Origin of the sequence: Rhodococcus sp. 06-418-5, assembly GCF_002258285.1 — a bacterium.
Classification (GTDB): domain Bacteria; phylum Actinomycetota; class Actinomycetes; order Mycobacteriales; family Mycobacteriaceae; genus Rhodococcoides.
This window is the reverse complement of record NZ_NOYE01000008.1, coordinates 394,250-421,058: the sequence shown is the minus strand read 5'-3', so window position 1 is coordinate 421,058 and position 26,809 is coordinate 394,250. Positions and strand designations below refer to the sequence as shown.

The 26,809-nt window shown below is 64.6% G+C and carries 27 protein-coding genes; 18 read left to right on the top strand and 9 right to left on the bottom strand.

Features of this window, described 5'->3' with window-relative positions:
* The first annotated feature begins 34 nt into the window (after positions 1-34).
* From CH274_RS03790 to CH274_RS03775, 4 genes are all read left to right on the top strand, one after another.
* Complete coding sequence (locus CH274_RS03790; RefSeq protein WP_256993469.1) at positions 35-1,219, top strand: DNA cytosine methyltransferase; 1,185 nt, start codon at positions 35-37, stop codon at positions 1,217-1,219.
* A complete protein-coding gene (locus CH274_RS03785) occupies positions 1,203-2,072 on the top strand; it encodes a GIY-YIG nuclease family protein (RefSeq protein ID WP_143546524.1) in 870 nt (289 codons plus the stop codon). Before CH274_RS03790 ends, CH274_RS03785 begins: the two co-directional genes overlap by 17 nt.
* Before the next feature lie 24 nt (positions 2,073-2,096).
* Positions 2,097-3,005, top strand: a complete 909-nt coding sequence (locus CH274_RS03780; RefSeq protein WP_032397113.1) for a LysR family transcriptional regulator — start codon at positions 2,097-2,099, stop codon at positions 3,003-3,005.
* A 68-nt stretch (positions 3,006-3,073) separates the two neighbouring features.
* Positions 3,074-4,177: a TDT family transporter gene (locus CH274_RS03775; RefSeq protein ID WP_094656757.1), complete on the top strand. Its 1,104-nt coding sequence runs from the start codon at positions 3,074-3,076 to the stop codon at positions 4,175-4,177.
* Positions 4,178-4,179: 2 nt separating this feature from the next.
* Here the strand turns inward: CH274_RS03775 and CH274_RS03770 are convergent, their stop codons facing one another.
* Positions 4,180-4,530, bottom strand: a complete 351-nt coding sequence (locus CH274_RS03770) for a VOC family protein (RefSeq protein WP_032397112.1) — start codon at positions 4,528-4,530, stop codon at positions 4,180-4,182.
* Positions 4,531-4,744: 214 nt separating this feature from the next.
* Here CH274_RS03770 and CH274_RS03765 point away from each other — a divergent pair, with 214 nt between their 5' ends.
* The 3 genes from CH274_RS03765 (at position 4,745) to CH274_RS03755 (ending at position 8,753) form a co-directional block, all read left to right on the top strand.
* Positions 4,745-5,230, top strand: a complete 486-nt coding sequence (locus CH274_RS03765; protein WP_032397378.1) for a MarR family winged helix-turn-helix transcriptional regulator — start codon at positions 4,745-4,747, stop codon at positions 5,228-5,230.
* A 3-nt stretch (positions 5,231-5,233) separates the two neighbouring features.
* The gene (locus tag CH274_RS03760; protein ID WP_256993468.1) at positions 5,234-7,237 is read left to right on the top strand and encodes an MDR family MFS transporter; all 2,004 of its coding nucleotides are present in this window, start codon (positions 5,234-5,236) and stop codon (positions 7,235-7,237) included.
* A gap of 121 nt (positions 7,238-7,358) precedes the next feature.
* Positions 7,359-8,753: an outer membrane protein assembly factor BamB family protein gene (locus CH274_RS03755; protein WP_094656756.1), complete on the top strand. Its 1,395-nt coding sequence runs from the start codon at positions 7,359-7,361 to the stop codon at positions 8,751-8,753.
* A 36-nt stretch (positions 8,754-8,789) separates the two neighbouring features.
* Here the strand turns inward: CH274_RS03755 and CH274_RS03750 are convergent, their stop codons facing one another.
* Positions 8,790-10,343 (bottom strand): succinic semialdehyde dehydrogenase, encoded by a 1,554-nt coding sequence (locus tag CH274_RS03750; RefSeq protein ID WP_094656755.1) that lies wholly within the window; start codon positions 10,341-10,343, stop codon positions 8,790-8,792.
* A 154-nt stretch (positions 10,344-10,497) separates the two neighbouring features.
* Between CH274_RS03750 and CH274_RS03745 the strand changes: the two genes are divergently transcribed.
* Together CH274_RS03745 and CH274_RS03740 are read left to right on the top strand one after the other, a co-directional pair.
* Complete coding sequence (locus CH274_RS03745) at positions 10,498-11,703, top strand: lipase family protein (RefSeq protein WP_256993467.1); 1,206 nt, start codon at positions 10,498-10,500, stop codon at positions 11,701-11,703.
* 66 nt (positions 11,704-11,769) lie between these two features.
* Complete coding sequence (locus tag CH274_RS03740) at positions 11,770-12,564, top strand: MerR family transcriptional regulator (RefSeq protein WP_256980405.1); 795 nt, start codon at positions 11,770-11,772, stop codon at positions 12,562-12,564.
* On the opposite strand, the gene CH274_RS03735 is transcribed toward CH274_RS03740, so the two are convergent.
* Together CH274_RS03735 and CH274_RS03730 are read right to left on the bottom strand one after the other, a co-directional pair.
* Entirely contained in the window at positions 12,533-12,826 is a 294-nt protein-coding gene (locus CH274_RS03735; RefSeq protein ID WP_032397107.1) for a WhiB family transcriptional regulator, read from the bottom strand. The two genes, CH274_RS03740 and CH274_RS03735, sit on opposite strands and share 32 nt — an antisense overlap.
* 23 nt (positions 12,827-12,849) lie before the next feature.
* A complete protein-coding gene (locus tag CH274_RS03730) occupies positions 12,850-13,890 on the bottom strand; it encodes an amidohydrolase family protein (RefSeq protein ID WP_256993466.1) in 1,041 nt (346 codons plus the stop codon).
* Positions 13,891-14,002: 112 nt separating this feature from the next.
* On the opposite strand from CH274_RS03730, the gene CH274_RS03725 reads away from it, so the two are divergent.
* Both CH274_RS03725 and rraA read left to right on the top strand, forming a co-directional pair.
* On the top strand, positions 14,003-14,386 hold the full coding sequence (locus CH274_RS03725) for a DUF5313 family protein (protein ID WP_032397106.1): 384 nt from the start codon (positions 14,003-14,005) through the stop codon (positions 14,384-14,386).
* 24 nt (positions 14,387-14,410) lie between these two features.
* On the top strand, positions 14,411-14,890 hold the full coding sequence (rraA, locus tag CH274_RS03720) for a ribonuclease E activity regulator RraA (RefSeq protein ID WP_032397105.1): 480 nt from the start codon (positions 14,411-14,413) through the stop codon (positions 14,888-14,890).
* A gap of 50 nt (positions 14,891-14,940) precedes the next feature.
* Here rraA and CH274_RS03715 read toward each other — a convergent pair whose 3' ends face one another.
* Positions 14,941-15,780 carry an alpha/beta fold hydrolase gene (locus CH274_RS03715; protein WP_094656753.1) on the bottom strand — a complete coding sequence of 280 codons (840 nt, stop codon included), beginning with the start codon at positions 15,778-15,780 and terminating at the stop codon, positions 14,941-14,943.
* A 103-nt stretch (positions 15,781-15,883) separates the two neighbouring features.
* On the opposite strand from CH274_RS03715, the gene CH274_RS03710 reads away from it, so the two are divergent.
* The 3 genes from CH274_RS03710 (at position 15,884) to thrS (ending at position 18,273) form a co-directional block, all read left to right on the top strand.
* Positions 15,884-16,444 (top strand): TetR/AcrR family transcriptional regulator, encoded by a 561-nt coding sequence (locus tag CH274_RS03710; protein ID WP_094656814.1) that lies wholly within the window; start codon positions 15,884-15,886, stop codon positions 16,442-16,444.
* 45 nt (positions 16,445-16,489) lie between these two features.
* On the top strand, positions 16,490-16,858 hold the full coding sequence (locus CH274_RS03705) for a glyoxalase superfamily protein (RefSeq protein ID WP_094656752.1): 369 nt from the start codon (positions 16,490-16,492) through the stop codon (positions 16,856-16,858).
* A gap of 197 nt (positions 16,859-17,055) precedes the next feature.
* Positions 17,056-18,273 carry a threonine--tRNA ligase gene (gene thrS, locus CH274_RS03700; protein ID WP_094656751.1) on the top strand — a complete coding sequence of 406 codons (1,218 nt, stop codon included), beginning with the start codon at positions 17,056-17,058 and terminating at the stop codon, positions 18,271-18,273.
* 127 nt (positions 18,274-18,400) lie between these two features.
* Here thrS and CH274_RS03695 read toward each other — a convergent pair whose 3' ends face one another.
* On the bottom strand, positions 18,401-19,312 hold the full coding sequence (locus tag CH274_RS03695) for an aminotransferase class IV (RefSeq protein WP_179275627.1): 912 nt from the start codon (positions 19,310-19,312) through the stop codon (positions 18,401-18,403).
* A 64-nt stretch (positions 19,313-19,376) separates the two neighbouring features.
* On the opposite strand from CH274_RS03695, the gene CH274_RS03690 reads away from it, so the two are divergent.
* Both CH274_RS03690 and CH274_RS03685 read left to right on the top strand, forming a co-directional pair.
* Positions 19,377-20,351 carry an aldo/keto reductase gene (locus tag CH274_RS03690; protein WP_094656750.1) on the top strand — a complete coding sequence of 325 codons (975 nt, stop codon included), beginning with the start codon at positions 19,377-19,379 and terminating at the stop codon, positions 20,349-20,351.
* 55 nt (positions 20,352-20,406) lie between these two features.
* Entirely contained in the window at positions 20,407-20,790 is a 384-nt protein-coding gene (locus tag CH274_RS03685) for a GNAT family N-acetyltransferase (protein WP_176459084.1), read from the top strand.
* A gap of 53 nt (positions 20,791-20,843) precedes the next feature.
* Here the strand turns inward: CH274_RS03685 and CH274_RS03680 are convergent, their stop codons facing one another.
* Positions 20,844-21,668, bottom strand: coding sequence for a MerR family transcriptional regulator (locus tag CH274_RS03680; RefSeq protein WP_094656749.1), 825 nt, complete (start codon positions 21,666-21,668; stop codon positions 20,844-20,846).
* A gap of 163 nt (positions 21,669-21,831) precedes the next feature.
* On the opposite strand from CH274_RS03680, the gene CH274_RS03675 reads away from it, so the two are divergent.
* Both CH274_RS03675 and CH274_RS03670 read left to right on the top strand, forming a co-directional pair.
* Positions 21,832-22,176 (top strand): nuclear transport factor 2 family protein, encoded by a 345-nt coding sequence (locus tag CH274_RS03675; RefSeq protein WP_179273154.1) that lies wholly within the window; start codon positions 21,832-21,834, stop codon positions 22,174-22,176.
* Positions 22,173-23,012 carry an SDR family NAD(P)-dependent oxidoreductase gene (locus tag CH274_RS03670; RefSeq protein WP_094656748.1) on the top strand — a complete coding sequence of 280 codons (840 nt, stop codon included), beginning with the start codon at positions 22,173-22,175 and terminating at the stop codon, positions 23,010-23,012. The genes CH274_RS03675 and CH274_RS03670 overlap by 4 nt, the downstream gene beginning before the upstream one ends.
* Before the next feature lie 228 nt (positions 23,013-23,240).
* On the opposite strand, the gene CH274_RS03665 is transcribed toward CH274_RS03670, so the two are convergent.
* Both CH274_RS03665 and fmdA read right to left on the bottom strand, forming a co-directional pair.
* On the bottom strand, positions 23,241-25,151 hold the full coding sequence (locus CH274_RS03665) for an HNH endonuclease signature motif containing protein (protein ID WP_094656747.1): 1,911 nt from the start codon (positions 25,149-25,151) through the stop codon (positions 23,241-23,243).
* 324 nt (positions 25,152-25,475) lie between these two features.
* Positions 25,476-26,732, bottom strand: coding sequence for a formamidase (fmdA, locus tag CH274_RS03655; protein ID WP_032397096.1), 1,257 nt, complete (start codon positions 26,730-26,732; stop codon positions 25,476-25,478).
* Positions 26,733-26,809 lie beyond the last annotated feature (77 nt).

Genomic DNA, 26,809 nt, shown 5'->3' with positions numbered 1-26,809 from the left:
CAACCGTGTCGGTGCGCTGTACTAGCCTGAGTGCATGCCGAAGTTGACTGTGGTGCCGGGTGGATCCTCGGCACCTGCGCTCGGCCGCATCCACACTGTCGCGGAGTTCTTCGCCGGTATCGGCTTGGTGCGAATGGGCTTGGAGCAGGCCGGTTTCGAGGTCTCGTGGGCCAACGACATCGAGCGCGACAAGCACCACATGTATCGCCAGCACTTCGGTGACGATGCAGGCCATTTTCAACTCGGCGATGTTGCCCACACCCGGGGAGAAGACCTGCCCGACGGTTTGTCGCTGGCGTGGGCGTCGTTTCCGTGCACCGACCTGTCGTTGGCCGGGGGCCGCGCCGGTCTGGCGGGCAAGAACTCCTCGACGTTCCGGCATTTCACGCGGGTGTTGAGCGAGCTCGGTGCCGCTCGGCCGAAGGTGGTGGCGCTCGAAAACGTCGTCGGGCTGGCCACCAGTCACGGCGGCGACGATCTGGCCGCAGCAGTGCGAGAACTCAACGAGCTCGGCTACTCGGTCGATGTGCTCACCATCGATGCTCGACGCTTCGTTCCGCAGTCGCGTCCACGCCTGTTCCTGATCGGCGCGCAGAATCCCCCCGAGGATGCCCGCGATCCCAACAGCGAGCTGCGGCCGGATTGGTTGCAGGCGGTGTACGGCGATTCGACGTTGCTGACGCACCGCGCTCCGTTGCCGAGTCCGCCGATTCCGTTGACCAGTGGCCTCGGCGATGTGGTCGAGCGCATGGACTACCGAGACGAGCGGTGGTGGGACACAGCCCGTACCGCGGCGTTCGTGCAGTCGTTGTCGCCGATCCAGTTGCAGCGCATAGAGATTCTGAAGAAGTCCCGCAAGGTCAGCTACCGCACCGCCTACCGTCGCACCCGCAACGGCGTCGCGGTCTGGGAGGCTCGGCCCGACGACATCTCCGGCTGCCTTCGTACCGCCCGCGGCGGTTCGTCGAAACAGGCGGTGGTGAAGATGGGCAACGGCCGGTTGCAGGTGCGTTGGATGACGCCGCTCGAATACGCTCGTCTGATGGGTGCCGGCGAGTACACACTCGACGGTCTGCGAAACAACCAGGCGCTCTTCGGTTTCGGTGATGCGGTGTGCGTTCCCGTGGTCTCCTGGCTCGCCGAGCACTACCTGATGCCACTGGTCAGCGGGACGATGCATGCATCGAATACAGCTGCGGCGCATGTCCAGTCACGGTAAGTCCTCGCTGCGGTCGTCTGCCGTTGCGCCGCGCAAGAGCACTCTTCCCGCGGACGATGTGCAGTCCTTTCGCACGGCTCTGCGAGAAGTGCTGAGCGAGAGGGACGATCAGGGCCGGGTGTGGTCGGCGGCCAAGTGGGGCGTGTATGCGTTCTACGATTACGACGGCGAGCCGATCTACGTGGGGCAGACCAAGGAGAAGCTGAGCGTTCGGGTGCAGCGTCACCTGACCAACCAGCGCACCGACGCCGTCGCGATGCGGGTGCTCGACGTCTTCGAGGTCGCGGAAATCGAGATCTGGCCGCTGTGGCAGTACGAGGATCTCAAGAAGTCCGACGGTGCAGAACGATTCCGCGCAGCCGAGCGTGATCTGAACGCTCACGAGTACACGGCGTACCTCGAGGCCATCGACAAGTCGCGGCACAAGGCGATCCTGAACGAGAAGATCCCACCGGTCTCGGAGCCCATCGCACTCCCGGCGTCGCTGCGTCGATCGTTGATCTCGGAGCAGACCCGCCGGGAGCGCGGGCACCCCGACATCCGCATCGCCCGTCGTGCCGAGACGATTTCGCGATTGGCTGCGGTCACCCGCGAACGCGGCGAGGTCTCCGAGGGTCTACGACGCGTACTCGTGGTCCAGGCCGTGCGCCTGGCCTACCTGTCGGCCGAGCGACTCGCCTTCGTCGAGGGACATCCCATCCCCGACCCCGCAGCCATCGACGTCACCGCCCTGGTGGGATCGGTGCTGCACGAGCGCAGTGAGCCCGACGATCTCGAAGACACGGAAGATGCGATCGAGTCCGCGGACATCACCGAGCCCGACGGCGAGTTGGACCTGTTCAGCGAGTACTGACTCGCGCCGCCGTAGGCTCGCCCTGTGCCGCTTCCCCCTCACGTCGCCGATCTCACCAGCATCGATCTGCTGCTGTCGGTGGCCGAGCTCGGCAGCATCGGGCGAGCGGGTAGAGCCCACGGCATGTCTCAGCCCGCGGCCAGTGCCCGCATCCGCGCGTTGGAGCGCCGTGTCGGCGCGCCGCTACTGAAACGGGGCGCACGCGGGACCGTGTTGACCGAGTTCGGCGAGCTCGTCGCCAGTTGGGCCGCGCCGGTCGTCCGGTCGGCAGAGGACTTGGCGACGGCGATCGCCGCACTGCATGCCGAACGCATCGGCCACGTGCAGATCGCCGCGAGTCAGACTGTCGCAGAGTATCTTCTGCCGCGCTGGCTGGTCACGCTGCACACGCTTGTCCCGCACATCGTGCCGACGCTGAGCTCGGGTAACTCGACAGTGGTCGCCGAGAAGGTGCTCGCAGGCAATGCCGACGTCGGTTTCATCGAAAGCCCCAGTGTCCCTACGGCTCTGGATCACCGGACCGTTGCCACCGACGAACTGGTGCTCGTGGTGGCACCGGACCACCCCTGGGCCGTCACTGCGCCGTCGGCCGTCGAGATCGTCGGCACCGCACTGGTGACGCGGGAGGCCGGGTCGGGGACGCGCTCGGCCTACGAAAGCGCCTTGGCGGCAGCGGGTCTCGGGCAACCGGCCTCGCCGCTCCTCGAGGTGTCCTCGACGACGGCGATCAAGTCCGCGGTCGGAGCGGGAATCGGCGGAGCCGTGCTGAGCTCACTGGCCGTCGCTCCCGAGCTGGCGGCCGGGACCCTGGTCCGCGTACCGATTCCAGGACTGACACTGCATCGTGAACTGCGGGCGATCTGGCCGTCCGGCCGCGCGCCGAGTGGACCCGCCGCCGAGTTGCTCACCGTGGCTGCGAAGACGCAGCCATAGCCCTGGGTTATGACTGAGTGTTGAACCGGTGCCTACCGAGCCGGCACGGCACCCCGCAGGCTGAAGACATGACCGTGACAGCTCCTACCCGCGTGGTGCGCCGCCAGCCCTTCGAGCACATCACCCCCAACTGGTTCGCCGCGGTGATGGGGACCGGCATCGTGGCCACCGCGGCCGCCACGTTGCCGGTGCAGTCCCCGGCTCTGCACGTGTTCGCGGTCGCTGTCTGGGTCTGCGCAGCTACGGCGCTCGTCGTGATCGGTGCGGCCTTCGCGATGCACTGGATCGGGCACCGCGACCGAGCTGTCACCTATGCCCGGCACCCGGTGATGGTGCAGTTCTACGGCGCTCCGCCGATGGCACTGCTCACCGTCGGCGCGGGCGCAGGCCTCCTCGGTACGGACCTGCTCGGATCCATCGCGGCCACCACGTTGTTCGCCGGTCTCTGGATCGCCGGGACGATCACCGGTCTGCTCACCAGCGTCGTGGTTCCCTTCCGCATGATCACCTCCGTTCACCGAGAGCAGGTCACAGCCCTACCCGCATGGCTGATGCCCGTCGTTCCGCCGATGGTCTCGGCGTCGACCGGGGCGTTGCTGCTTCCGCACCTACCCGAAGGCCAATGGCGGCTGGCGTTGCTGTGCGCCTGCTACGCGATGTTCGGGCTGTCGCTGATCGTTGGGATGATCACGCTGACTCTGATCTACGGGCGTCTGCTGCACGGCGGTCTACCGCCCGTCGGCGCGGCTCCCACCGTGTGGATCACGCTGGGGTTGATCGGTCAGTCGATCACGGCGGCGAACCTGCTCGGCACCGACGCATCGATGGTGTTCACCGGTGGACAGTCGTCGATCGCCGTCGGATTGCACGTCTTCGGCATCGGCTACGGACTGATCATGGGCGGCTTCGGCGTGCTGATGTTCGCGCTCGCGACGGCTCTCACCGTCCACGCGGCGCGCAGGAACCTGGGGTTCTCGCTGACGTGGTGGTCGTTCACCTTCCCCGTCGGCACGTGCGTCACCGGGGCGAGTGCCCTGGGACATGCACTGAATTTCGGTGCGGTGCAGGCTCTGGCCGTTGCCCTGTACCTCTTGCTGCTCGCCGCCTGGTTCACCGTGGCCACCCGCACTCTGCGCGGTATCCGGCGCGGAGAGTTGTTGTACCCCGCCTGATCTCACATGTGCGAGAGCACGTTCACGACGTTGCCGTCGGAGTCGCGAAAGAAGAATCGGCGTACGCCCCACTCCTCGTTGGTGATCTCGTAGACGATCTCGAGTTCGGCGTCCATCGCTGCCCGGTACGCCGCGTCCACGTCGTCCACTTCGATCGACGCCGACGGGTTGACCGGTCCGGTGGGATCGATGGTGATCAGGCTCAGCTGCGCCGCACTGTCACCCGACGGCGCGAGCGTCGCGATCCACCCGTGATTCATCACCACCTCCATGCCGGTGACCTGGACGTACCTGTCCAGCGCCGCATCGAGATCGGTGACCGTGAGCAATGGCATCGCGCGCACAACGTCCATGCCCGGACTGTATCGCCCACCCCCGACCGCGGATCGGCTCCCCAGTTTCGGATTTCCGACTGCGATCGGAGGCCGGGATCCATATCCGAGGAGCCGATCCGCAATCCGGCTCCAACCCTGTGACCCACCAGACAGGAATAATGTTTGCTTAGCGCATGTATGTATATATATGGTTGCAGACAGCAAGTAAATGGAACTCATCGTTGGAGCACTCATGGCAGTTCGATCCACTACAGCGGAGTCGCTGGTCGAAGAGGTCTTCCTCTTCGGGCGCACGCTGAAGCGGGCCGTGACCACCGGAGTCGAGGATTCACCCCTGCCGCAGGCCCTGACCGGAGTGTTGGCCATCCTGGCGACCGAGGGCGAATGCAGACAGACCGACCTGGCCAGCAGGCTCTGCGTCAGCCAGTCCGCCCTCAGCCGGCAGATCGCGGACCTCGTCGACCTCGGCTACATCGATCGGCATCCCGATCCGGACGACCGAAGGGCGTCCCGGGTCTGTGTGTCGGACGTCGGCCAGGTTCGACTGAAACAAATTTGGGACAGACGCGCACGTCGCCTGGCAGAGATGCTGAGCGGCTGGAGCGAGTCCGAGGCACTCGATGCCCTCGACTCGATCCGCAAACTGAACGACACCTTCAACGAAGACGCCCACGCCCAGCACCAGGACGTGGTCCGCATTGAATCGATTGCGAGATAGAACATGACTACATCTGCGGAAACTCCGCCCAATCAGGCAGTCGTCGATCCCGACGCGATGTCGCACCGCCAGATCCTCGAGGCACTCACCGGCCTGCTGGCCGCGCTGTTCACCGCGCTGCTGAGCACCACGATCGTCTCGACGGCGCTGCCCACCATCATCGGTGATCTGAAGGGTTCGCAGACCGCGTACGCCTGGGTCATCACCACGGCCCTGCTGGCCAACGCCGCCTCCACTCCCATCTGGGGCAAGCTCGCCGACCTGTTCAACAAGAAGGTGCTGGTCCAGAGCGCGATCGTCATCTTCGTCGCGGGCTCGCTCATCGCCGGCTTCGCACACAACGTGCCGGTACTGCTGGCTGCCCGCGTCGTCCAGGGCATCGGCATGGGTGGTCTGACGGCACTCGTCATCGCCATCATCGGCACCATCGTCTCGCCGCGTGATCGCGGCCGCTACTCCGGCTACACCGGAGCGGTCATGGCCGTGTCGATGTCCGGTGGCCCGATCCTGGGCGGCGTCATCGTCGACAGCCCCCTCGGCTGGCGTTGGTGCTTCTTCGTCTGCGTGCCGCTTGCCGTCATCGCCCTCGGACTGCTGCAGAAGACCCTGCACATCAAGACCGTCCGCAAGGACAACGTCTCCATCGACTGGCTCGGCGCACTCCTGCTCACCGCGGGCGTTTCCGTTCTCCTCGTCTGGGTCTCGTTCGCAGGCAAGGCGGACTACTACGCCTGGATCTCCCGTGAGACTGCCTACCTGGTGGGCGGCGGAGTTCTGCTGCTGATCCTGACGATCGTCGTCGAGGCTCGGCACAAGTCGCCGATCATCCCGCTCAAGATCGTCACCGAGCGCACGACCGGCCTGGCCATCATCGCCTCCATCGCCGTCGGTGTCGGCCTCTTCGGAGCCACCACCTTCCTCGGCCAGTACTTCCAGACCGCTCGCGGCTACACCCCGACCGAAGCCGGATTGCTCTCCATCCCACTGGTGTTCGGCATGCTCGTGGCCTCCGTCGGTTCGGGTCAGCTCATCACCAAGTTCGGAAAGTGGAAGCCGTTCATCGTCACCGGATCCATCCTGCTGGTGATCGGATTCCTGCTCCTGGGCACCATCGATCACGCCACCAGCCTGGTCACGGTCGGCATCTTCATCACGATCGTCGGCCTCGGTACCGGCATGCTGATGCAGAATCTCGTTCTCGCAGTGCAGAACACGGTCAGTGTGCAGAACGTCGGTGCGGCATCGTCGACGGTTGCGTTCTTCCGCACCTTCGGCGGCGCGATCGGCGTCTCGGTTCTCGGTTCCCTGCTGGCGACCCGGGTGGCCGACAAGTCCGCAGCCGGCCTGGCCCAGCTCGGCGTCGACAGCTCGTCGGGCGGCGGTGGATCGCTCGATCTCACCTCACTGCCTGCTCCGGTCCTCGAAGTCATCCGCACCGCGTACGGCGATGCGACCGGTCGCATCTTCATGATCGCCGGGTTCGTCGCGATCGTCACGCTGATCGCGGTCGTCTTCATTCCCAATCGCCCACTGCGCCAGACGATCGACATCGCGTCGACCCCTGCCCAGGGACCCAAGGATGAGCCGCAGGACCAGCTCGCCGAGATTCCCTCCTTCGGTGCCACGCAGGATTACGTCTCCGCCGAGTACGAGACCGACCGTCGCTTCGAGGCCGGCCGCGCCGAGGGTCGTCACGAGGCGCAGCCGGGGCAGCGCCCCTTCGAGGGGCTGAGCACCGACGCACGTGACCGGCTGCTCGCCCTGCTGCTACCCGAGCCGAAGGACACGCTGGCGGCACTGGACGAGGCCGAGACCATCCGCGCCGAAGTGATTGCACTGCAGCAGGAACTCGACGCGAGAATGCTCGATTTCGATGCGGTCTGCGAGCGGCTTCGTCGCCTCGGACTCAGCGAGCAGCAGATTGCTCGGGTGTTGGGAGACAACCACATTCCCGACAGTCGCAACCACTACGCACACGCCGGACTGAACGGACACAGCGTCAACTAGGCTCGCGCGTCGACGAAAGTTCCCCGCACCCCCACCGGGAGTGCGGGGATTTTTCGTTCTCTATGCTCCAAGACCGAACCGTCCACCATCTTTCGGTTCTGCACAGGCGGGAGGATCTTTCATGACACGTCGTCTCCAGGTCTCCGCCGCCGCGGTCCTGGTAGCAGCGCTTGCCTGCGCGTCGTGCGGAACAGAGGAACGAGCGTCAACGTCCGGCACTCCCATCGACGGTGCAACAGGACCTGCTCCGACTCTGGGCTGGACTCTCACTCCCTCGGATGTGGGTGTCGAAGGCGGTCAGTTTCGTGATCCCGTCCAGGGCAGCGACACCGATTCGACGGAATCCGGTTCCATCTCCGACGGGTCGACGGTCGTCACGCTCGTCGGCCGCCTCGACGGCAGAGAGTTCGTCGACGCCACCCTGGTGGGATTGCACATCGCCGACGGTGCGGTGCGGTGGCGTACCCCCGCGGAGAACGTCGTCGGCTGCGGTGAGGAATTGGTCGACGGGCAGGTCGTCTGCTACCGCGGCTCCGCAGGCACGACATCCGAAATCCTCACCGTCGACGCTGAATCCGGGGAATCGAGTACTCGGGACGCAGCGTTTCCGATCACCGGTCTGACCACCACGGACGGTCACGTGTACACCTCTCGGGCGGTCCGCGAGGGCGTCCGGCCGACGGTGTCTCGCGGCACCGCGGACGACGTGGACGCGGACTGGTCGGTGCAGTTCGATTCCACGTCCTCACTCAACACACAGTTCGCCTCGACGCTGCACACCGAGAACGGAATCGGGCTGTTCGACGACGGCCGAGGAGTGTTCGCCTTCGACCTCGCCACCGGGGAGAACCGGTGGTCCAGAACAGCTCCGAACTGCGCTCGCTCGGGCACCGCGTCGAGCGACGGCAACGTGCGGGTGGTGCGGACGGACTGCTCGGATCCCACCGTGGTCACAGGTTCGGAGATCGTCGACGCCGACGGATCCGTGCTCGCTGCAACGAATTCCGTGACCCTGCAGCGGCCGACTTTCGACGCACCCGCCGAGCAGAGCCCGTTGCTGCTCGGGACGGGCGGCTATCGGCCACCGAATCCGGATCCCGTGTGGACCGACGAGAGTCTGGTCTGGGCTGTTGCGCCGGAGATCACCGGACCAGCCGCTGCGTTCCTGTCCACCAACGGACTGGCATACGCCGTCACGGGTTCGGTGGCGCTGCTGCGCAACGACGACACAGCCACCGAATCCGCAATCGACCTCGACACCGGGAACACGCTGTGGAGTCGCGAATCAGAAGGTTTCGCGGAGGTCGGTGCGCTCGACGGTGACGTCGCCACTCTGTTCGGACCGGAAGTGCTGCACGGGATCGACGTCGGAACCGGATCCACAGTGTGGGACATCCCCGTGGCGACATTCGACGACGAGGGAATCGATCGGCAGTCGTGGCCGATGTTCGATCGAGTCGGCACCGACTCGATCTTCACCAGGGCCCTGAGCATCTCGGTCCTGCGTACGACCTAGACCGTCCCTCGTCGCCCGACGTCGCCGGGCCCGGTTCTACCGACCCGGGATGTACTTCAGCGCCTTGACGAAGGGCGGCATGATCTTCGCCCACAGCTTCGGCGGAAGTCCGCGCGGTCCACCGAGATTGAGCAGACGCGTCGTCGCGATGGTCTGCGACTCGGTGTACTTGAGCAGGCCCTCGGTACCGTGCCTGCGTCCGACACCGGACACGCCCATGCCGCCCATCGGAGCACCGGTGGTGCCCCACGTCGGTGCGTAGCCCTCGTCGACGTTCACGGTGCCCGAATGCAGCCGTGCCGCAATGGCTTCGCCCTGGGCCTTGGTCTTGGCCCACACGCTGGCGTTGAGTCCGTACTCGGTGTCGTTGGCCTTCTCGATGGCCTCGTCGACGTCGGCGACGGGATAGATCGACACCAGCGGCCCGAAGGTCTCGGTTGCCGCGCATTCCATGTCCTCGGTGACGTTCGTCAACAACGTCGGCTCGTAGAACAGCGGGCCGATGTCGGGGCGCGCATTGCCTCCGGCTATGACGGTCGCGCCCTTGACCTTGGCGTCGTCGACGTGGGCCGAGACGGTCTTGATCTGATCCTCGGAGATGAGGCTGCCCATCTCGATGCCGAATTCGTAGTCGGCTCCGAGGCTCATGTTGCGGACCCGCTGACCGAACTTCTCGGTGAACTCCGCGGCGATCGACTTCTCGACGTAGATACGTTCGATGGAGATGCAGAGCTGGCCGGAGTTGGAGAAGCAGGCCCGCACGGCCGCGTCGGACACTTCCCGGAGGTTGGCGCCCTTGGCCACGATCATCGCGTTCTTGCCGCCGAGCTCGGCCGAGAATCCGATGAGTCGACGCCCGGCCTGCTCGGCCAGGAGCTGGCCGGTAGCGGTGGAGCCGGTGAACATGACGTACTCGGTGTTCTCGACGATGGCGGTTCCCACCACCGAACCCGGGCCGGGAACGACGGCGAACAGGTCACGGGGCAGACCGGCCTTGTAGAGCAGTTCGACGCAGGCGAGCGCGCAGTACGGCGTCTGGCTGTCGGGCTTGAGCACGACGCCGTTGCCTGCCAGCAGTGCCGGGATGGCGTCGGACACTGCAAGGGTCATCGGGTAGTTCCACGGGGCGATGATTCCGACGACGCCCTTCGGCTGGTAGCGGACCCGGGTCTTGGTCAGCACGGGCAGCATGCCGGTGACCTTCTTCGGAGCCAGCAGCTTCGCGGCGGTGCGCGCGTAGTGCCGCGCGGTCATCGAGATGTCGAGAACCTCTTCGAGAGCGGCGGCGCGGGACTTGCCGGTCTCGGCCTGCGCCATGTCCATCAGCTCGTCGCGGTGGGCGAGCACCAGGTCGCGGTAGCGGTGGAAGATTTCGGCGCGCTCGGACACGGGCCGCTTGACCCAGGCAGCCTGAGCTGCGCGGACGCGCGCGATCGCGGCGGTCGCATCGGCGGCGGTACCGACCGGGATGGTCGCCAGCTCCTTGCCGGTGAACACCTCGGTGATGGTCTTCGTCGGCCGCGATTCGGCGTCGGGGATGGCGATGAGATCGGCGAGCCGGGTGAAGGTCGCAGCTGACGGTGCTGGCATGGACGGGTCCCTACTGGTGAGTAGTGTTCGGAGTAACAGACAACCTACCTGCTTGCTGGCTCAGTTCACAGACCCGAAATTGCACCACCGTATGGCACGATGGTCACTGGTCTACCGGACGTCGGGGCGTACGGAGCTACAGGGTGGGAATCACATGCGCAAGGCACTCGTTCTGGCCGGAGCCGCAGCATTGATGCTGTCGTTGGCAGGCCCGGCTCAAGCCGATCCTGTTCAGGACTTCGTCGCTCCCCCTTCGGACCCCGCTGCGTACCTGCCCACCCCCCTGGGCGATGCGTGGTTCGATCCCCCGGCCGGGTACGAGAACCGGCAGCCGGGCACGGTGCTCAACCGTCGAGACGTCGCGGTGACGCCCGAGGCGTCGTCCGTTCAGTTGCTCTTCCGTTCGACCGATTCCAAGAACCGCCCCATCGCGGCGGCGACGACGGTCCTGACGCCCACCGCGCCGTGGTCAGGAGCCGGAGATCGTCCCGTCGTCGCATACAACGAGGCAACGGACTCGCTCGGTAATCAGTGCGCGCCGTCGTACACACTGCCGCGGGGCAACAACAAGGAGATCGATCAGGTTCGAATTCTGCTCGGTCGCGGCTACACGGTGGTCGTCACCGACTATCAGGGTCCTCGACAGGCCTATTCGGCCGGTCTCGTTTCAGGGCATACCGTGCTCGACGGCTTGCGCGCATCGCAGAGCGCGGGGGTGGCTGCGGACGCTCCGATCGGCATCACCGGTTACTCCGGCGGTGCCATCGCCTCGGGTTGGGCCGCGCAGTTGGCTCCGGAATACGCGCCGGAGTTGAACATTGCCGGCGTCGCGTTCGGTGGCCCGCCGACCGACTACAAGATTCTGCAGACGTCACTGAACGGCCAGATCGGATCGGGTCTGTTCACTGCGGCGACGATCGGCCTGTCCCGCGAGTACCCGGAGATGCGGCAGCTCGCCAACGACAACGGCAAGCGACTGGCTCTGGCGCAGAAGGATCAATGCGTGGACGTGTTGTCCTACACGGGACTGCTGCTGCTGGACCAGCGAAACCTCTCCAACGTCCCCGACGTGTTCGAGCATCCGATCACCAAGGCGATCGTCGAGGAGAACCGCATGGGCCAGCGCAAGCCCGACGCACCGATTTACATCTACCAGGGACTGCAGGACTTCCTCATTCCCAAGGAGGGTGCCGAGGCGGTGCAGGACCAGTGGTGCGCAGCCGGGGCGTCGGTCCGGCTCGAAGAGATTCCAGGGGATCATTCTCTGGCGCAGACCAACGGCCGTCCCGGAGCGTACGACTGGCTCGGGCAGCGGCTCGCCGGAGAATCGACCTCCGGGTGCGAGCGCGTCATCCGCTAGGAGTTGCCCCTGCGGAACGACCCGCGAGGCTCGTAGCTTGACCCTCACGTCACGGGAGGCGGCACAGTGTCTTTCGTGAGTGATTCTTCCGCGAACGGTTCGGCCGGCTTGCAGGTCGGGGCAGTCTCGAAGTTGGTGGGTGTCAGTGTCCGAACGCTGCATCATTACGACGAGATCGCGTTGGTGGTGCCGTCGGGCAGAACGCCGAAGGGCTATCGGACGTACTCGTCCGCCGATGTCGAACGGCTGCACCAGGTTCTGACCTACCGCGAACTCGGGTTCCCGCTCGACGCCATCGCGGCGTTGCTCGACGATCCTACGGTCGATGCCATGGCGCATCTACGCCGACAGCGCGACCTACTGAACGAGCGGATCGATCACTTGCACGCAATGGCTGCGGCCGTGGACAAGATGATGGAGGCGAAAAAGATGGGTATGCAACTGACTCCCGAGGAGCAGCGAGAGATCTTCGGCGACAACTGGCCTGGCGAGGAGTACGCCGAGGAAGCCGAGCAACGCTGGGGCGAGACCGACGAGTGGAAGCAGTCGCAGCAGCGGACGGCGTCGTTCACCAAGGACGATTGGAAGGCCGTCAAAGAGGAGACGGATCTACTGGAAGCGGATCTCGCTGCCGCGATGCAGCGGGGTGTGTCGCCGGAGTCCACCGAGGCCGGGCAACTGGCCGAGCGTCACCGGGCGTCGATCGAGCGGTACTACGACTGCGGCTACGAGATGCAGGTGAACCTGGCGGAGATGTACATCGCGGACGAGCGATTCGCCAAGCACTACAACGATATCGCCGACGGTTTGGCGCAGTACCTTCGTGATGTCATTGTCGCGAACGCCGCTCGTCAGGGGTGACGCGGACCATCGCAGAACGCTCGTGTGCGGTCGACCCTCCCCAGACTCCGTGCTTTTCGTCGGAGTCGAGCGCGTGTTGCAGGCAGCGTGCGATCACGGGGCATCGTTCGCACACGAGCTTCGCCTGTCGCTCGAGGCTTTTCAGCGAGTATCCCCGCAATCCCAACGGCGGGTAGAACATCGAGACCGGCATCGAGCGGCAGGCGGCATCGATCTGCCAGTCCCAGTGCTCGGCGATCGGTTGCAGTGCTTGCGCTTTCATCGGCAGTGTCCACCTCTTTCGGATCAGCGATCGAGCAGTCGGCGAGCGTTGCCGGATGTGGTCCCTCGCCAGTTGTCCAGTCCGCCGTTCGCGGCACCGGCGTCGAGTGATTGCAGTTGCTCCTGCACCGCGGCGATCGGCGTGAAGCAGTAGTCGCTGCCGTAGACCAGACGATCGGGGCCGACGGTGGAGAGCAATGCGGGCAGCTGCCTCGGTACAGGAGTTCCGGCGAGGTCGAACCACAAGCGCTGCAGCACATCCGGCGTGGTCGGGGTCCCCAGACCCACCTGGGTTCGGAAGAAATCGACTCGGTCCGCCAGCAGTGGTAGAACTCCGCCGCCGTGAGTGAACACCCAGCGAATGTTGGGGAATCGATCGACCACGCCCAGCAGAAGCAGGTCGATGACGGTTCGTGCTGTGTCGAAGAGGAATTCGATCATCGGTGCCGGACGCCCGAGCGATACTGCCCCCGAATTCGGCGGTGACGTCGGATGTACGAACACGACCGCCGATCGCGCATCGAGCGCCACCAGCAGTGGCGTCAAAGCGGCGTTGCCCAAATACATTCCGCCTGCGTTCGACATCACCGTCACTCCGTCGGCCCCCAGCTGGTCCAGCGCACGGATGGCCTCGACCGTCGAATCGACGACGTTCGGCAGTGGCAAGGACGCGAAGAACCCGAGTCGAGGCCGATTCGCGACCACCCCGGCTCCGAAATCGTTGACCCGTCGAGCCAGTTCGGCCGCTTTTCCGTCGTCACCGAAGTGCACACCGGGCGAGGAGACGGACAGGATCGCGCAGTCGATGCCGCAGCCGTCCATCATCTGCAGGTGCTCATCGACCGACCAGGACGGCCACTTCGGCATGCCGTCGGGAAGGACGATGCCCGACGCGAGAGCTTCGCGGAGATAGAAGTCGGGAACCATGTGCGAGTGGACGTCGACGAGCCCGGCCGACGTGAGGCCGGGGGACGCCGATGCCATGGCGGAGGTCAAGGTCGAGAGGGCAACCCCGGAGATCGTCGCGGCACTGAGGGTGCCCAGCAGCGTTCTGCGATCGATCACAGTGGAGGTCCTCGTTTCGATGCCACCGACTCAACTGACGTTATCGTCACATATGAGATAATCCGCAGTCAACGGTGAGATGTACCAACGAAGATCGGACTAGCATTGCGCGATGACCACCGAACGTACGAAGCCGAGCCCGCTGCAATTTCTGGGGTATTCGTTCGGTCGCACGCTGCCCGAGTCCATGCAGGAGTGGGTACGCAAGGACTTGGTGGGCAACGGAGCGCAGGTCCGCTACATCGCGCGGTTCACGGTGCCCGTCATCCCGCTGCTGTTGTTGTTCTTGTTGATCCCGGGACCGCTGTGGATGTCGCTGGCGATGATGGCCTTGCTGTTCATTCCGCTCGTCTACTTCGCGATCGCATTGATGAACGTCTACCGGCGGCATCGCTTGTTGATTCACGGCCTCGACCCGCAGTTGATCAACGCGAAGGCGCAGAGCCGCGCCGACCGCACTCGAAACGACTACGAACGCCGTCACGGCCGCGGTTGATGTCCGGGCGATAGTCTGTGCCGCATGACTTCACCTGTGGAATTCAAGGCAACAGCTGATCTGGCCGACGAGATCGGTCCCGACATCCGCAGCTGCGACACCCAGTTCATCCAGTACGGCAAGCACACCGAATTCGCGGGCCCCATCACCACCATCCGCTGCTTCCAGGACAACCTGCTGGTGAAGCAGACTCTGAGCGAACCCGGTAACGGTGGCGTTCTGGTGGTCGACGGCGACGCCAGCGTGCACACCGCACTCGTCGGCGACATCATCGCGGGCCGGGGCGTCACCAACGGTTGGGCCGGAGTCATCGTCAACGGCGCGGTGCGGGACTCGGCCATCCTGCGCACGCTCGACATCGGCGTCAAGGCACTGGGCACGAATCCGCGTAAGAGCACACAGACCGGCTCGGGTGAGAAGAACGTGCCGGTCAGCTTCGGCGGCGTCACCTTCACCCCGGGCGAGATCGTCTACAGCGACCACGACGGCGTCGTCGCGGTCTAGTCCGACGCAGAAAGGGACGGCGATTTCGCCGTCCCTTTCTGCGTTTGCCTCTACTTCACGAACGCGAGCAGCGCGTCGTTGACTTCCTGGAAGTGCGTCCACAGCAGTCCGTGCGGTGCGCCGTCGACCTCGACGTACGTGGCCTCCGGGAACACCTTGTGGAACTGACGGCCGGTGGAATCGATCGGCAGGATGTTGTCGGCCGTGCCGTGCAGAATCAGCGTGGGCTTGCCCGATGCGCGTACCTTCTCCACATCGCCGCGGAAGTCCTCGAGCCACGTGGGCACGACGGCGTAGGCGGCCACGGGCGCGCTGTTGGCCGCGGTGTTCCAGCTCGCACGCACCGTGGCCTCGCTGATACGGCTCCCGAGGTTCTCGTCGAGGTTGTAGAAATCCTTGTAGAAATTGTCGAACCAGGCGAAGCGATCCTCCCGCGCGGCACTGTCGATGCCGTCGAACACCGACTGCGGAACTCCGGTTGGGTTGTCGTCGGTCTGCAGCAGGAACGGCTCGAGTGAGGCGAGAAATGCGAACTTCGCGACGCGATCCGTGCCGTACTTCGCCGCGTACCGAGCGAGTTCGCCTGTGCCCATGGAGAATCCGACCAGGATGACGTCGCGCAGATCCAGTTCGGTCAGAACCTTGTCCAGGTCCGAGGCGAAGGTGTCGTAGTCGTATCCGACGGTCGGCTTGCTGGATTGGCCGAAGCCGCGGCGGTCGTAGGTGATGACGCGGTAGCCGGCGTCGAGCAGCGCCCGTGACTGACGTTCCCAGGAGTTGCCGTCGAGTGGGTAGCCGTGGATGAGGACGACCGGCTGACCGGAGCCGTGATCCTCGTAGTAGACCTCGACGGGGGTGGAGTTCTCGGTTCCGACGTTGATGTACGCCATGATCCTGCCTTCCTGTGTCCTGATCATCGAGCGGGAGAACGGTCGTTCTCCGCGCATGTGGACTACAGTAGAGAACGTTGGTTCTCTCGGCAAGGGGTATGCGATGACCAGTACGGAAATCGGACGCGCACAGGTGGTGAACGCCGCGGACGCACTGTTCTACGCGCGCGGTGTCCAGGCGGTGGGGATGGACGAGTTGCGTGCCAAGGCCGGTATCTCCCTCAAGCGCCTGTACACGCTCTTTCCCTCGAAAACTGCCATCGTCGCCGAGGTTCTTCGTGGTCGTACTCGGCAGTGGAACGACGGCATCAACGCCGAGGCCGCGGCCTACGAGTCACCTCGTCGGAAACTGCTGTCGATCTTCGACTTTCTGGACCACTGGTTCCGGGAGGACGACTTCCGCGGGTGCGCCTTCATCAACTCGTTCGGTGAACTGGGTACAACCATGCCCGAGGTCGCCGACGCGGCACAGCAGCACAAGAAGAACTTCATCGACTACGTCACTCGATTGGCCGTCGAAGCCGGATGCGCTCCGTCGGTGGGACTGCAGATCGCGTTGCTCGCCGAAGGTGCGCAAACCACCGCAGCCATCACCGAACTCACCGAATCTGCCACTGCAGCAAAGGCTGCGGCCGAGGTGCTGCTGGATTCGGGTAAGCAGTAGCGCAGCCCTGGTGTAGGCGGCGCCGAACGTGCCACACTCGATGCCATGACGGCATTCGGCCCCGCTGTTCCGATTCTGCGCATCTTCGACGACGTCGAAGCGCGTGCGTTCTATCTGGACTATCTGGGCTTTTCGGTCGAATGGGAACATCGATTCGAGCCGGATCTGCCGCTGTACATTCGTCTTTCGCGCGGGGACTGCACCCTGGATCTGTCCCAACACTACGGCGACGGCACTCCGGGAACCTCCGTCTGGATACCGATCACCGATGTCGCGTCCTTCAATGCCGAACTGCTCCAGAAGAACAACCCACGCAGCCGACCGGGAATCGATCACGACGCGCCGGGCGGTCCTACCATGACGGTCATAGACCCGTTCTCGAACACCCTCCGCTTCTGCCAGGTCGATCGCTGACGGCTCTTGCCAGCCGTCGCGGACGCTTGTACTGTCTTCGCCATGATGCGCCTGCAGCCACAGACGACGACGCCGGTTTTCTTCCGGCGTCCGAAATAGGCCTGCACCGCCCCTGTTTCGACGAACCCCGGGAGTTGCTCCCGGGGTTTTGACGTTTCTGGGCACTTCTTCTGGGCCATAGCAGAAGTGGAGTACCCATGAAGTCCGACCACAGCCAGCTCGGTCGCGAGTTGGATCTCTTTGCAACCAGCCCGGCCATCGGTGCCGGTCTACCCGTCTGGCTCCCAGACGGCGCAATCATCAGAGCGGAACTCGAGAAACTGGCAGCCGAGGAATCGGCTCGATCGGGATGTCTCGGCGTCTACACCCCCGTCCTGGCGAAACGCTCGCTGTTCGAGAGGTCAGGCCACTGGGACAAATTCTCGGCCGATATGTTCCCACCGATGCGTATCGGAGGTGAGGAATTCGTTCTGCGACCGGCCAATTGCCCACACCACACCCAAGTGTTCGATGCCCGTGGGCGCAGCTTCCGCGACCTACCGTTTCGCGTATCGGAACTGGGATCGATGTTCCGAAGCGAACTGTCCGGTGTGCTGGGCGGATTGACCCGAGTACGGCAGATTTCCCTCGACGACGCGCATGTGTTCTGCACCCCTGATCAGGTTGGAGAGGAGGTCCGACTGGCTCTCGACTCCATCGAAAGGTGTTACTGCGTAATGGGACTCGTTCCCTCGTTCAGGCTCTCGGTTCGGGGTGGGACTGGACGCTACCTGGGTGACACCGCGCAGTGGAGTGGCGCCGAAGGTCAGCTACGCGCGGCACTGGGTGATCGCGAGTTCACCATCGGGGAGGGAGATGCCGCCTTCTACGGGCCGAAGATAGATGTACAGGTCGCTGGTCATCAGGACACTGTGTCGACCGTGCAGATCGACTTCAATCAACCGGAGCGGTTCGGCCTCGACTACACCGGATCCGACGGTGAGAAGCACCGACCGGTGATGATTCACCGCGGCGTGCTCGGTTCGATGGAGCGTCTGACCGCGATGCTGATCGATCGCCACGCAGGTCGAATGCCACCATGGCTCGCACCGCGGCAAGTGGCGGTGATTCCGGTGAGCGCGTCGGATTCCCAGCCGGCGAACGCGCTGGTCGACCGACTGCACGACGCATCAGTACGCGCCGAGATTCTCGAGGACGGTTCCCTGGGCGCACGTATCCGGAGTGCAAGACTGCATCGCGACTCCTACATCGCGGTCATCGGCGAACGAGAGCGAGACAGTGATGCGGTCTCGGTCTCGTATCCTGCACTGAACGCGACAGCTGTACTCGGTAGTGACGTCTTCGTCGGGGCGGTACAGCACGACATACATTCTCGCGCTCCGCTTCCCACTGTCCCGGACACGGAGAATCACTGACATTTGACACCGACATTCTCGACTACGCGACGAAAGCGTCGAGGACATGAGCACGCTACGAATCCCGGTGCCAGCGCGCTGCCGTGGTGTCTACGGTCAGTGATCTGAACATTCTCAGGCACAGCACCTACAAGACGGACACCCAGCCGTGTATTTCGTCGCTGGTGAGCGCGGCCTGGTGACGCTTTCGCAGGGTAAGCGTCACCGGGCCCGACTCCTTCGTTCCTATTGCGCGACCGTCGATTTCGTACACCGGGGCAACTCCCGCCGAGGTGCCGCAGACGAAGACCTCGTCGGCGATGTACAGCTCGGTGAGATCGACGGTGCGCTCCTGAACCGTCAGCCCCTCTTCGCGCGCGAGCGTCAGGAGCGTCCGACGGTTGATGCCGTCGAGGATGTCACTGGTGACGTCAGGGGTGATGAGCGTTCCATTACGGACGAGGAAGATGTTCGCGGCACTGAGCTCGCAGACGTGACCGTTGATGTCGAGGAAGATGCAGTCGTCGAACCCACTGTCGATCGCATCCTGTTTGGCCAGAACAGAATTGACGTAAGCTCCGTTCACCTTGGCGCGCGAGGGAATGGCATTGTCCGGGATGCGTCGCCACACACTCGTTTTCAGACGCATTCCGTTCTGCGGAACGATGGGGGTGGCGTCGTACAGGAAGATGGACACGGTGGTGTGCAGGCCACGGACCCGAGTTCCCGGGATCGACTCGTCCACGTGGACGGTGGCCCGAACGTAGACCTCGGTCGTCGGAGCGTTGGCGGCGACCACGTCGCGCGTCGCCTGGACGAACCTCTCGAAGGTCCACTGCGACGCGAAGGTGTCGATGCCGATGATCTTGCAGGACTCGACCAGCCGCTGGTAATGGTCGAGCAACCGAAACGCGGTACGCCGATCACCGTCCACCTGCACCGGGAAGACGGTGTAGACACTGAGCCCGTACAGAACGGCCGAGGTGGCGACTCCGAGAGTCGCGTCCTGCGCGTCGACCAGACGGTCGCCGAAATACACCTTCGAGTGTGGAAGAGCCATGTGGCGATGCTAGCCGCCCATCGAATGCGGGCGACAACGGTTTTTCTTCTCTATCGTCGAGTGCATGAGCGCACGCACCGTACCGACCCGAACCCTGTGGAACGACGGCCCCGAAGTCGGTGCCATAGGCCTCGGATGCATGGGGATGACCTGGGCATACAAGGCCGACGATCAGACGCAGAGCCCTGATCGAGTGATCGGTCATGCCCTCGATCTGGGTGTGAACTTCATCGACACGGCCGATGTGTACGGGCCGTTCACCAACGAGGAAGTTGTCGGAAAAGCCATCGGGAACCGGCGTGACGAGGTGATCCTCGCGACCAAGGGCGGTCTCGTCTCCCACGTCGGCGACGCCGGTGAACCCGTCATTTCGGGCCCCAACGGCAAGCCCGATCACCTTCGGCAGGCCATCGACGATTCGCTGCGCCGCTTGGGCGTCGACCATATCGATCTGTACTACCTCCACCGTCCGGACCCAGAAGTGAACGTGGAGGACAGCATCGGCGCGATGGCCGAGGCCGTGCAGGCAGGAAAGGTGCGTGCACTGGGGGTCTCGGAATTCAGCGTCGAGCAGCTGGATCGGGCCCAGCAGGTGCATCCGATTTCGGCGGTGCAGTCGGAGTTGTCGCTGTGGACACGCGATCACCTTGCCACGTCGCTGAAGTGGACGCAGGACAACGGTGCGGCGTTCGTCCCGTTCTCACCGTTGGGCCGCGGATTCCTCACCGGCAACTTCCGCGGAACCACCCCTGCCGCAGACGATTTCCGATCGCGATTGCCACGCTTCAGCCAGGACAACCTCGATGCGAACCTCGTGATCGTCGACGCCATCGCGGGTGTCGCCGACGACCTCGGTGCGACGCCTGCACAGGTGGCCTTGGCCTGGGTTCTGGCGCAGGGCGAGCACGTGGTGCCGATTCCCGGTACTCGACGCACGTCGCGTCTCGACGAGAACGCAGGAGCGGCGACGCTGACCTTGAGTCGGGATCACCTTGCGGCACTGGACGCTCTGCCTGCACCCGCCGGTAGTCGCTATTGAGATCGTCCGCGTCGACCCTGCCGCCGATCGGGGGCTCGCCGAACGGATTCTCGCGGTGCAGAAGAGTTCGTATGCAGTCGAGGCGCGACTGATCGGCGACGAGCGAATCCCGCTGCTGCACGAGTCGGTGGACGATCTGTGCGCTGCGCAGGTCCACTGGCTCGTCGCGCAGGACCAGCACGACATCCTCGGGGCTGCAGCGTGGTCCGAGGCTGAGATCGACCGCCTGGTCGTTGCTCCATACGCCCATCGGCGAGGCATCGGTAGGGCATTGGTCGGCACAATGCTGGAATCGATTGTCGCACAACGCGTGCGTGTGGCCACCGGGCGAGACAATCCACCGGCACGCACGTTGTACGAGGCCTTCGGCTTCGTGCACACCGAGGACACTCAGGTACTGCCCGGGCTGTGGCTCGCCCGCTACGAACTCGTCCGCTGATCAGAGTCAACGGCTTTCGGTCCAGGGCCTGTCCCCACCCGACTCGGCGAGGATCATTCCGACGTTGGAGCGGTACCGAAGATGGGCCAGCAGATTTCGGTTGCGGTGAACGCATACGGCTCCGATGGCGTTGCGCCGATGTAGTGTTCGCGGATCGGTCCTCGGCCGCTCACCAGTCGTTCGTTCACGTACGTCCCCAGGGCCGCGTAGCTGCGGTCGATGCCCTCGTGACCGCCGGAGTGTGTGAGGACCGCGAACTGGGCCTCGGGTAGGACCTGGGCCCGGATACCGTCCGGAGGGTCCGCCGATCCTGGAGCGGCGACGAACAGCGTTGCTTCGCCCCGGGATTCGAGGAAGAGTGCCCGGTCGTACAGGCCGCCCGGCACGACCTCGGAGTCGTCGCCTGTCGCCGCGACTGCATCTCGCAGTTTCCCGACCGTCACCGCGAACCAGCTGTCGATCTCGGCGACCTCGATGGTGGTGCCGATGGACCACACGGCGAGGGCCGGCTCGAAGCGCAGTTCGATCTCGGCGGGTGCGTGCACGGGCGAGAGTAGTTCGCGCAGCGCGCCGACGGTATCGCGAGTGTGCTGTAGCTGCATCTCCATCCGTTCGAGATGACTCGTGAGGATCTCGGTGCGGGCCGCGGCGTCGTCTGCACTCAGCAGCGCCTTGATGTCCGGGATGGACATGCCGAGCGATCGGAATCGGCGAATGATGTGTGCGTGATCGACCTGGCTGGTGTCGTAGAAGCGGTAACCGGTGTGTGCGTCGACGAGAGTCGGTTCGAGGATCCCGATCTCGTGGTAGTGGCGCAGCGCTTTTCTGCTGAGGCTGGTCATCACTGCGAAGTCGCCGATCGAGACCTGTGCGCCCATGGCGTCCTCCTGTCCGTAGCACCGTTCGCGTTGTCGGTTGGGCCCATCGTGAAGTTTCCCCCTAGGGCAAGGTCAACAGGAAGCCGGGACCGAGTGTCGGGCACGGACACCGGTGCAGACCCAGTGTTGACATTCCCCTTGGGGGAAGCATCACCGTGGGGTCATGACAACAGAATGGGATGGACTCCCGGACAACGTGAAGACGTTCATGACCGCACTCGACGCCCGACAGGGCGCGCGAGCGCTCACCGTGTTCACCGCGGACGCCGTGGTGACCGATGAGGGCCACGACCACTCCGGCCGTGACGAGATCGAGACATGGCTGACCGCCTCGGTCAGCGAGAGCGAATACACCTACACAACAGAGTTCACCGGGGCGACCACGACCGGCCCGACGGTCGACGTCGTGCAGCACCTGGAAGGCAACTTCCCCGGGGGAGTCGTCGACCTGCACTACCGCTTCACGCTGGACGGCGCGCTGATCGACCGCTTGGTGATCGAGCCATGAGCAAGCGATGGTTCATCACCGGTGGCACACCGGGCGGCTTCGGCATGGCCTACGCCGAGGTGGCGCTGGAGGCAGGAGACCGCGTGGTACTCACCGCCCGGCGTCCGGAGGAACTGACGTCGTGGGCCGAGCAGTACGGTGACCGCGTTCTCGTCGTGCCCATGGATGTCACCGACGCGGAACAGGTTGCACGAGCAGTACGAACAGCCGAAGAGCACTTCGGCGGTATCGACGTGCTGGTCAACAACGCCGGCCGCGGCTGGTACGGATCGATCGAGGGAATGAGCGAGACCTCGATACGGGCGATGTTCGAGCTGAATTTCTTCGCCGTACTGTCCGTGACCCGCGCAGTGCTACCAGGTATGCGCGCCCACGGAAGCGGGTGGATCGTCAACGTGTCCTCGGTGGCCGGACTCGTGGCGGCAGTCGGATTCGGCTACTACAGCGCCACGAAATACGCGATCGAGGCCGTCACCGATGCGCTGCGCCAGGAGGTCGCCGAACACGGCATCTCCGTGTTGGCGGTCGAACCAGGGGCGTTCCGCACGAACGCGTACGCCGGATTCGCCGAAGAGCCGGTCTCGGAGGTGATTCCGGAGTACCACGACATGGTGCAACAGGTGCGGGCCGCCTTCGTCGACATGAACGGGGTGCAACCGGGAGATCCGCGTCGCGGTGCCCATGCGGTGATCGCAGCGATGACCCAGGACCCGCCGCCACGCCGACTGATCCTGGGCAACAGCGGGTACGACGCCGTCATCGACGCGTTGGAACAGAACCTGAGCGACATACGATCGAACGAAACTCTCTCTCGTAGTGCGGATTTCCCCGCATAGCGGGACCGGCGAAGCAACGTACGACACCGAGCATCCGGCGCATCCGGGCCTGAATGTTGCTCGGATGGCGACGGATTCGAGGGTGGGCGTCGACCGGAGCCACCTCTCGAGCTGGGTCGATCTCTCGGCTTACAGCACGCCGCCCGTCCGGACGTGCGCGCACGCTCGACATGGCCGCGCGTTGCGCTGGCTTCAGGCAGGACTGTGCCCCGAGACTGGTTCGGACCGTCAGGCGGGTTGTCGTGGTTCCTCGTCGCCGGGGTCGTTGTGGTTGTCGGGTGGGTAGAGGACTTCTTCTGGGTGGTGGGCGTGGTTGACCAGCCCGCGGCGTTTTGGGTCCATTCCGGCGGGTGGGTGCCACAGTGTGCGGCCCGGATAGCGATGTCGGGCTCCGGTTTTGGTGGTGGCCCACGTGCCTGGTCCGGTGCCGACGAGTGCGTGGTGCATGTCGCAGCCGAAGGTGAGGGAGTCGATGTCGGTGAGGCCGCCGGTGTTCCAGTCGGTGACGTGGTGGGCTTGGCACCACGTTGCGGGGCGGGTGCAGGAGGGGAAGCTGCAGCCGCGGTCTCGGGCGATGAGCACGATGCGTTGGTCTGCGGAGGCGATGCGTTTGGAGCGGCCGAGGTAGAGGGCTCGGCCGTGGTCGTCGAAGATGGTCAGGTAGTGGTGGGCGTGCGAGGCCATGCGGATCGCGTCGCGGATCGACACCCGTGATCCGGTGGCGGTCATGGCGTAGCCGCAGCCGGCTTCGAGGTCTTTCAGTGTCATGGTGACGATGGCGGTGACGGGTAGGCCGCGGTGGGTGCCGAGGGTGCCGGAGGCGAGGGTGTGTCGGAGCGCGAGTTTGAGGGCGTCGTGTTGGCGTTCGCGTTGGGTGCGGATATCCCGCGCGGCGGCAGCGTCGCGTGCTGCGGTGTCCGGTGCGTCGTCGGTGTCGGATCCGACGGCGTCGTCGGGATCGGTTGCGTCGTCCGGGTCGGTTGTGTCGCCGGGCTCAGCACTGTCCTCTGGTTCGATGGTGCCGTCGGGCCCTGTGCCGCAACCACAGTCGATGCCGGAACCGCACCGGCCGTCACCGTCGCAGGGATCGTCGCCGTCGAATGAACCGTCGTTCCACAGTCCCGCATCGCTCCACAGTCCATGATCGCTCGTCGAACGGTCGTCCGGCTCCGGTGGCGGTGGGGTGTCGGTATCGCAGACACCACCGGATGTGGCCGAATCCGGTTCGGCTGCTGCAGGATCGGGACGCGCACCGTCGCTCGCAGCGGCAGGGCTCGTGCTGTCCTTGCCGCCGGAAGAGCTGTAGGTCTCGTCATGGACGACGGACGTCGGGTCGGCGGGGTTGTTGACTCCCGGTTTCGCGGCTTTGGAGAACAGGGCTTCGAGGTAGGCCCGTAGTTCGGGGTCGACGCAGAATTTTCCTTCGGACATTCCGTCGGCACCCTGTTCACCGAGGTAGAAGAACGCATCCCTGCGTTTCGGTGGTCTCGGTGGCTTCCCGTCTTCGTCCTCGTCTTCGTCCTCGTCGTGGTCGCCGTCGGGATTGAGGATCGAATCCAGGTGCGCCACCAACGGTGCGAAATCGTCGGGTCGCCTGGTCGAGGCGTAGCCCGCCAGTTGCTCGTCGGCGAGCTCGCGGGTCTGCGGATCGACGTCTCGGGGCAGATGGCGGAAGAATTCGCGGATCATCTGCACATGCTTGGCATCGAGCAACCCCGCCCGCAACGCTTCCGCGGTGTGCGGCAGCAACGGCGGCAGGACTTCACCGGAGAAGGCGGTGCGGTCACCCAACTCGGCCGCCAGACGGACCCGTGCTCCGGCTGCTCGTGGGGTGATCCGCAGCATCCACGCCACCGACGACGGCACCGATCCCGGGTACACATCGAGGCCGTGCTGAGAGATCAGCTCGTTGAGCCAGGTGTACGAGTGCGCCGTCAGGGATCTCGTCGCCGTTTCCATCCGTTGGATCACCGCGCGCCGGTCCGCGTTCGACCACGCTACCGACGACTGTTCCGCTAATTCCGCGATCGCGGATTCAACTCGGTCGACCAGCGCAGACAAGTCGGGATCGGACACCTCGGGGGCGGGCGGCACCGTCTCGATGCCGTCCACCCCTGATCCGCCGTCCCCCGAAAGCATGCACAGAATCTATCGCGACCCACCGACACACTTTCGAACACACGTTCTCCGCATGGCCATACCGCAGATCGGTCGCCTATCGGGCCTTCGTCACCCATCATGGCGGTGAAGCCGTCACCGAGGTGAGCGATCCTCTCCGTTCTGCCATCGATGTGCACGGCCTCGACCCGAGCCGGCACCTCGGCGCACACCTGCGGGGGAAGTTCCATCTGCTCTGGTGAAGCCCAGTACGTCGTGGGTGAGAACACCGCACCTACGGCTGGTTCGTCAGGCCAGGGTTCCATGTCCTCGAGCATCCACAGTTGCGGCATTCGCCCATGCGCCTCAGGAGAACTGCGCCCTCGGAGCACCCATTCCCGGGTCGATTTGGAACGGTCCGCTCGCAGAGGGCGCTATCGGGAAATCGAAGATCGCCGTGGGGATGTACACGGTGGCACAGGAGTTCGGAATGTCCACCACCCCGGACAGGCGTCCTTCGATCGGAGCCGATCCCAGTAGCAGGTACGCCTGCTCGGGGCTGTAGCCGAACTTGGTGAGGTAGTCGATCGCGTGCATACATGCGTTCTGGTAGGACAGGTCGGAGTCCAGATATTTCTGCTCGCCGTCCACGGTCACCGAAATGCCCGAGAAGGCAATCCATTCCGAGTACTGCGGCGCGGTGTTTCCGGGCATGAAGATCGCGTTCTCGCTCACCCCGTAGGTTTCCATACCGCCCTTGATCAGGTCGACGTGCAGGTCCATGAAGCCACCCATCTCGATGGCACCGCAGAACGTGATCTCCCCGTCACCCTGCGAGAAGTGCAGATCACCGAAGGACAACTTCGCGCCCGGCACGAACACCGGATAGAAGACGCGGGTTCCTTTGGTGAGGTTCTTGATGTCCTGATTTCCACCGTTCTCCCGGGGCGGCGCTGTGCGTGCGGCTTCACCTGCGACACGGGTGAATTCGTCGCCGCTCAAGGAACCGAGGATTGCACCGTCGAGCTCGGGTGCAAGGGCCAGTGGCGGAACACGATTGGGATCTGTCGCGATCAACGCACCTTCACGGGCGTTCCACTTCGCCAGCAGGGCAGCCGACGGCGCGGTCCCCATCAGCCCGGGATGGGTGATGCCGGTGTACTTCACGTGCGGCACGTGGCGAGATGTGGTGGTCTGACCGGAAAAGTCCCAGATCGCCTTGTACGCATCGGGGAATCGATCGGTGAGAAATCCGCCTCCGTTCTGCTTGGCGAAGATCCCCGTGTAGCCCCAACCCTGACCGGCCAGCGGACCTGAATCCTCCTGCGGTATCGGACCCACGTCCAGGATGTCGACGATCAGCAGGTCACCGGGCTCTGCACCCTCGATGTGGAAGGGCCCTGACAGTGTGTGCACGTTGTTGAGCGGCGCATTCAGGATGTCCTCGGCGGAATCGTCGTTGTGGATGGCCCCGTCGAACCATTCGCGACAGTGGGCCCGAAAGGACGTACCGGGTTTGACTGTGACCGCCGCCGGGATATCGGGATGCCATCGGTTGTGGCCGACGACCTCCTGCTCGGTGAAACTCTTCGTCGAGTCGAGCGGAAACAGCAGTTCGGGCACGAGGCACCTCCGGTTGCGCGGGTTCTCCTGCCTCGATCATTGCACCGTCGCAGTCCATCCGGTCGGATATCGCATGT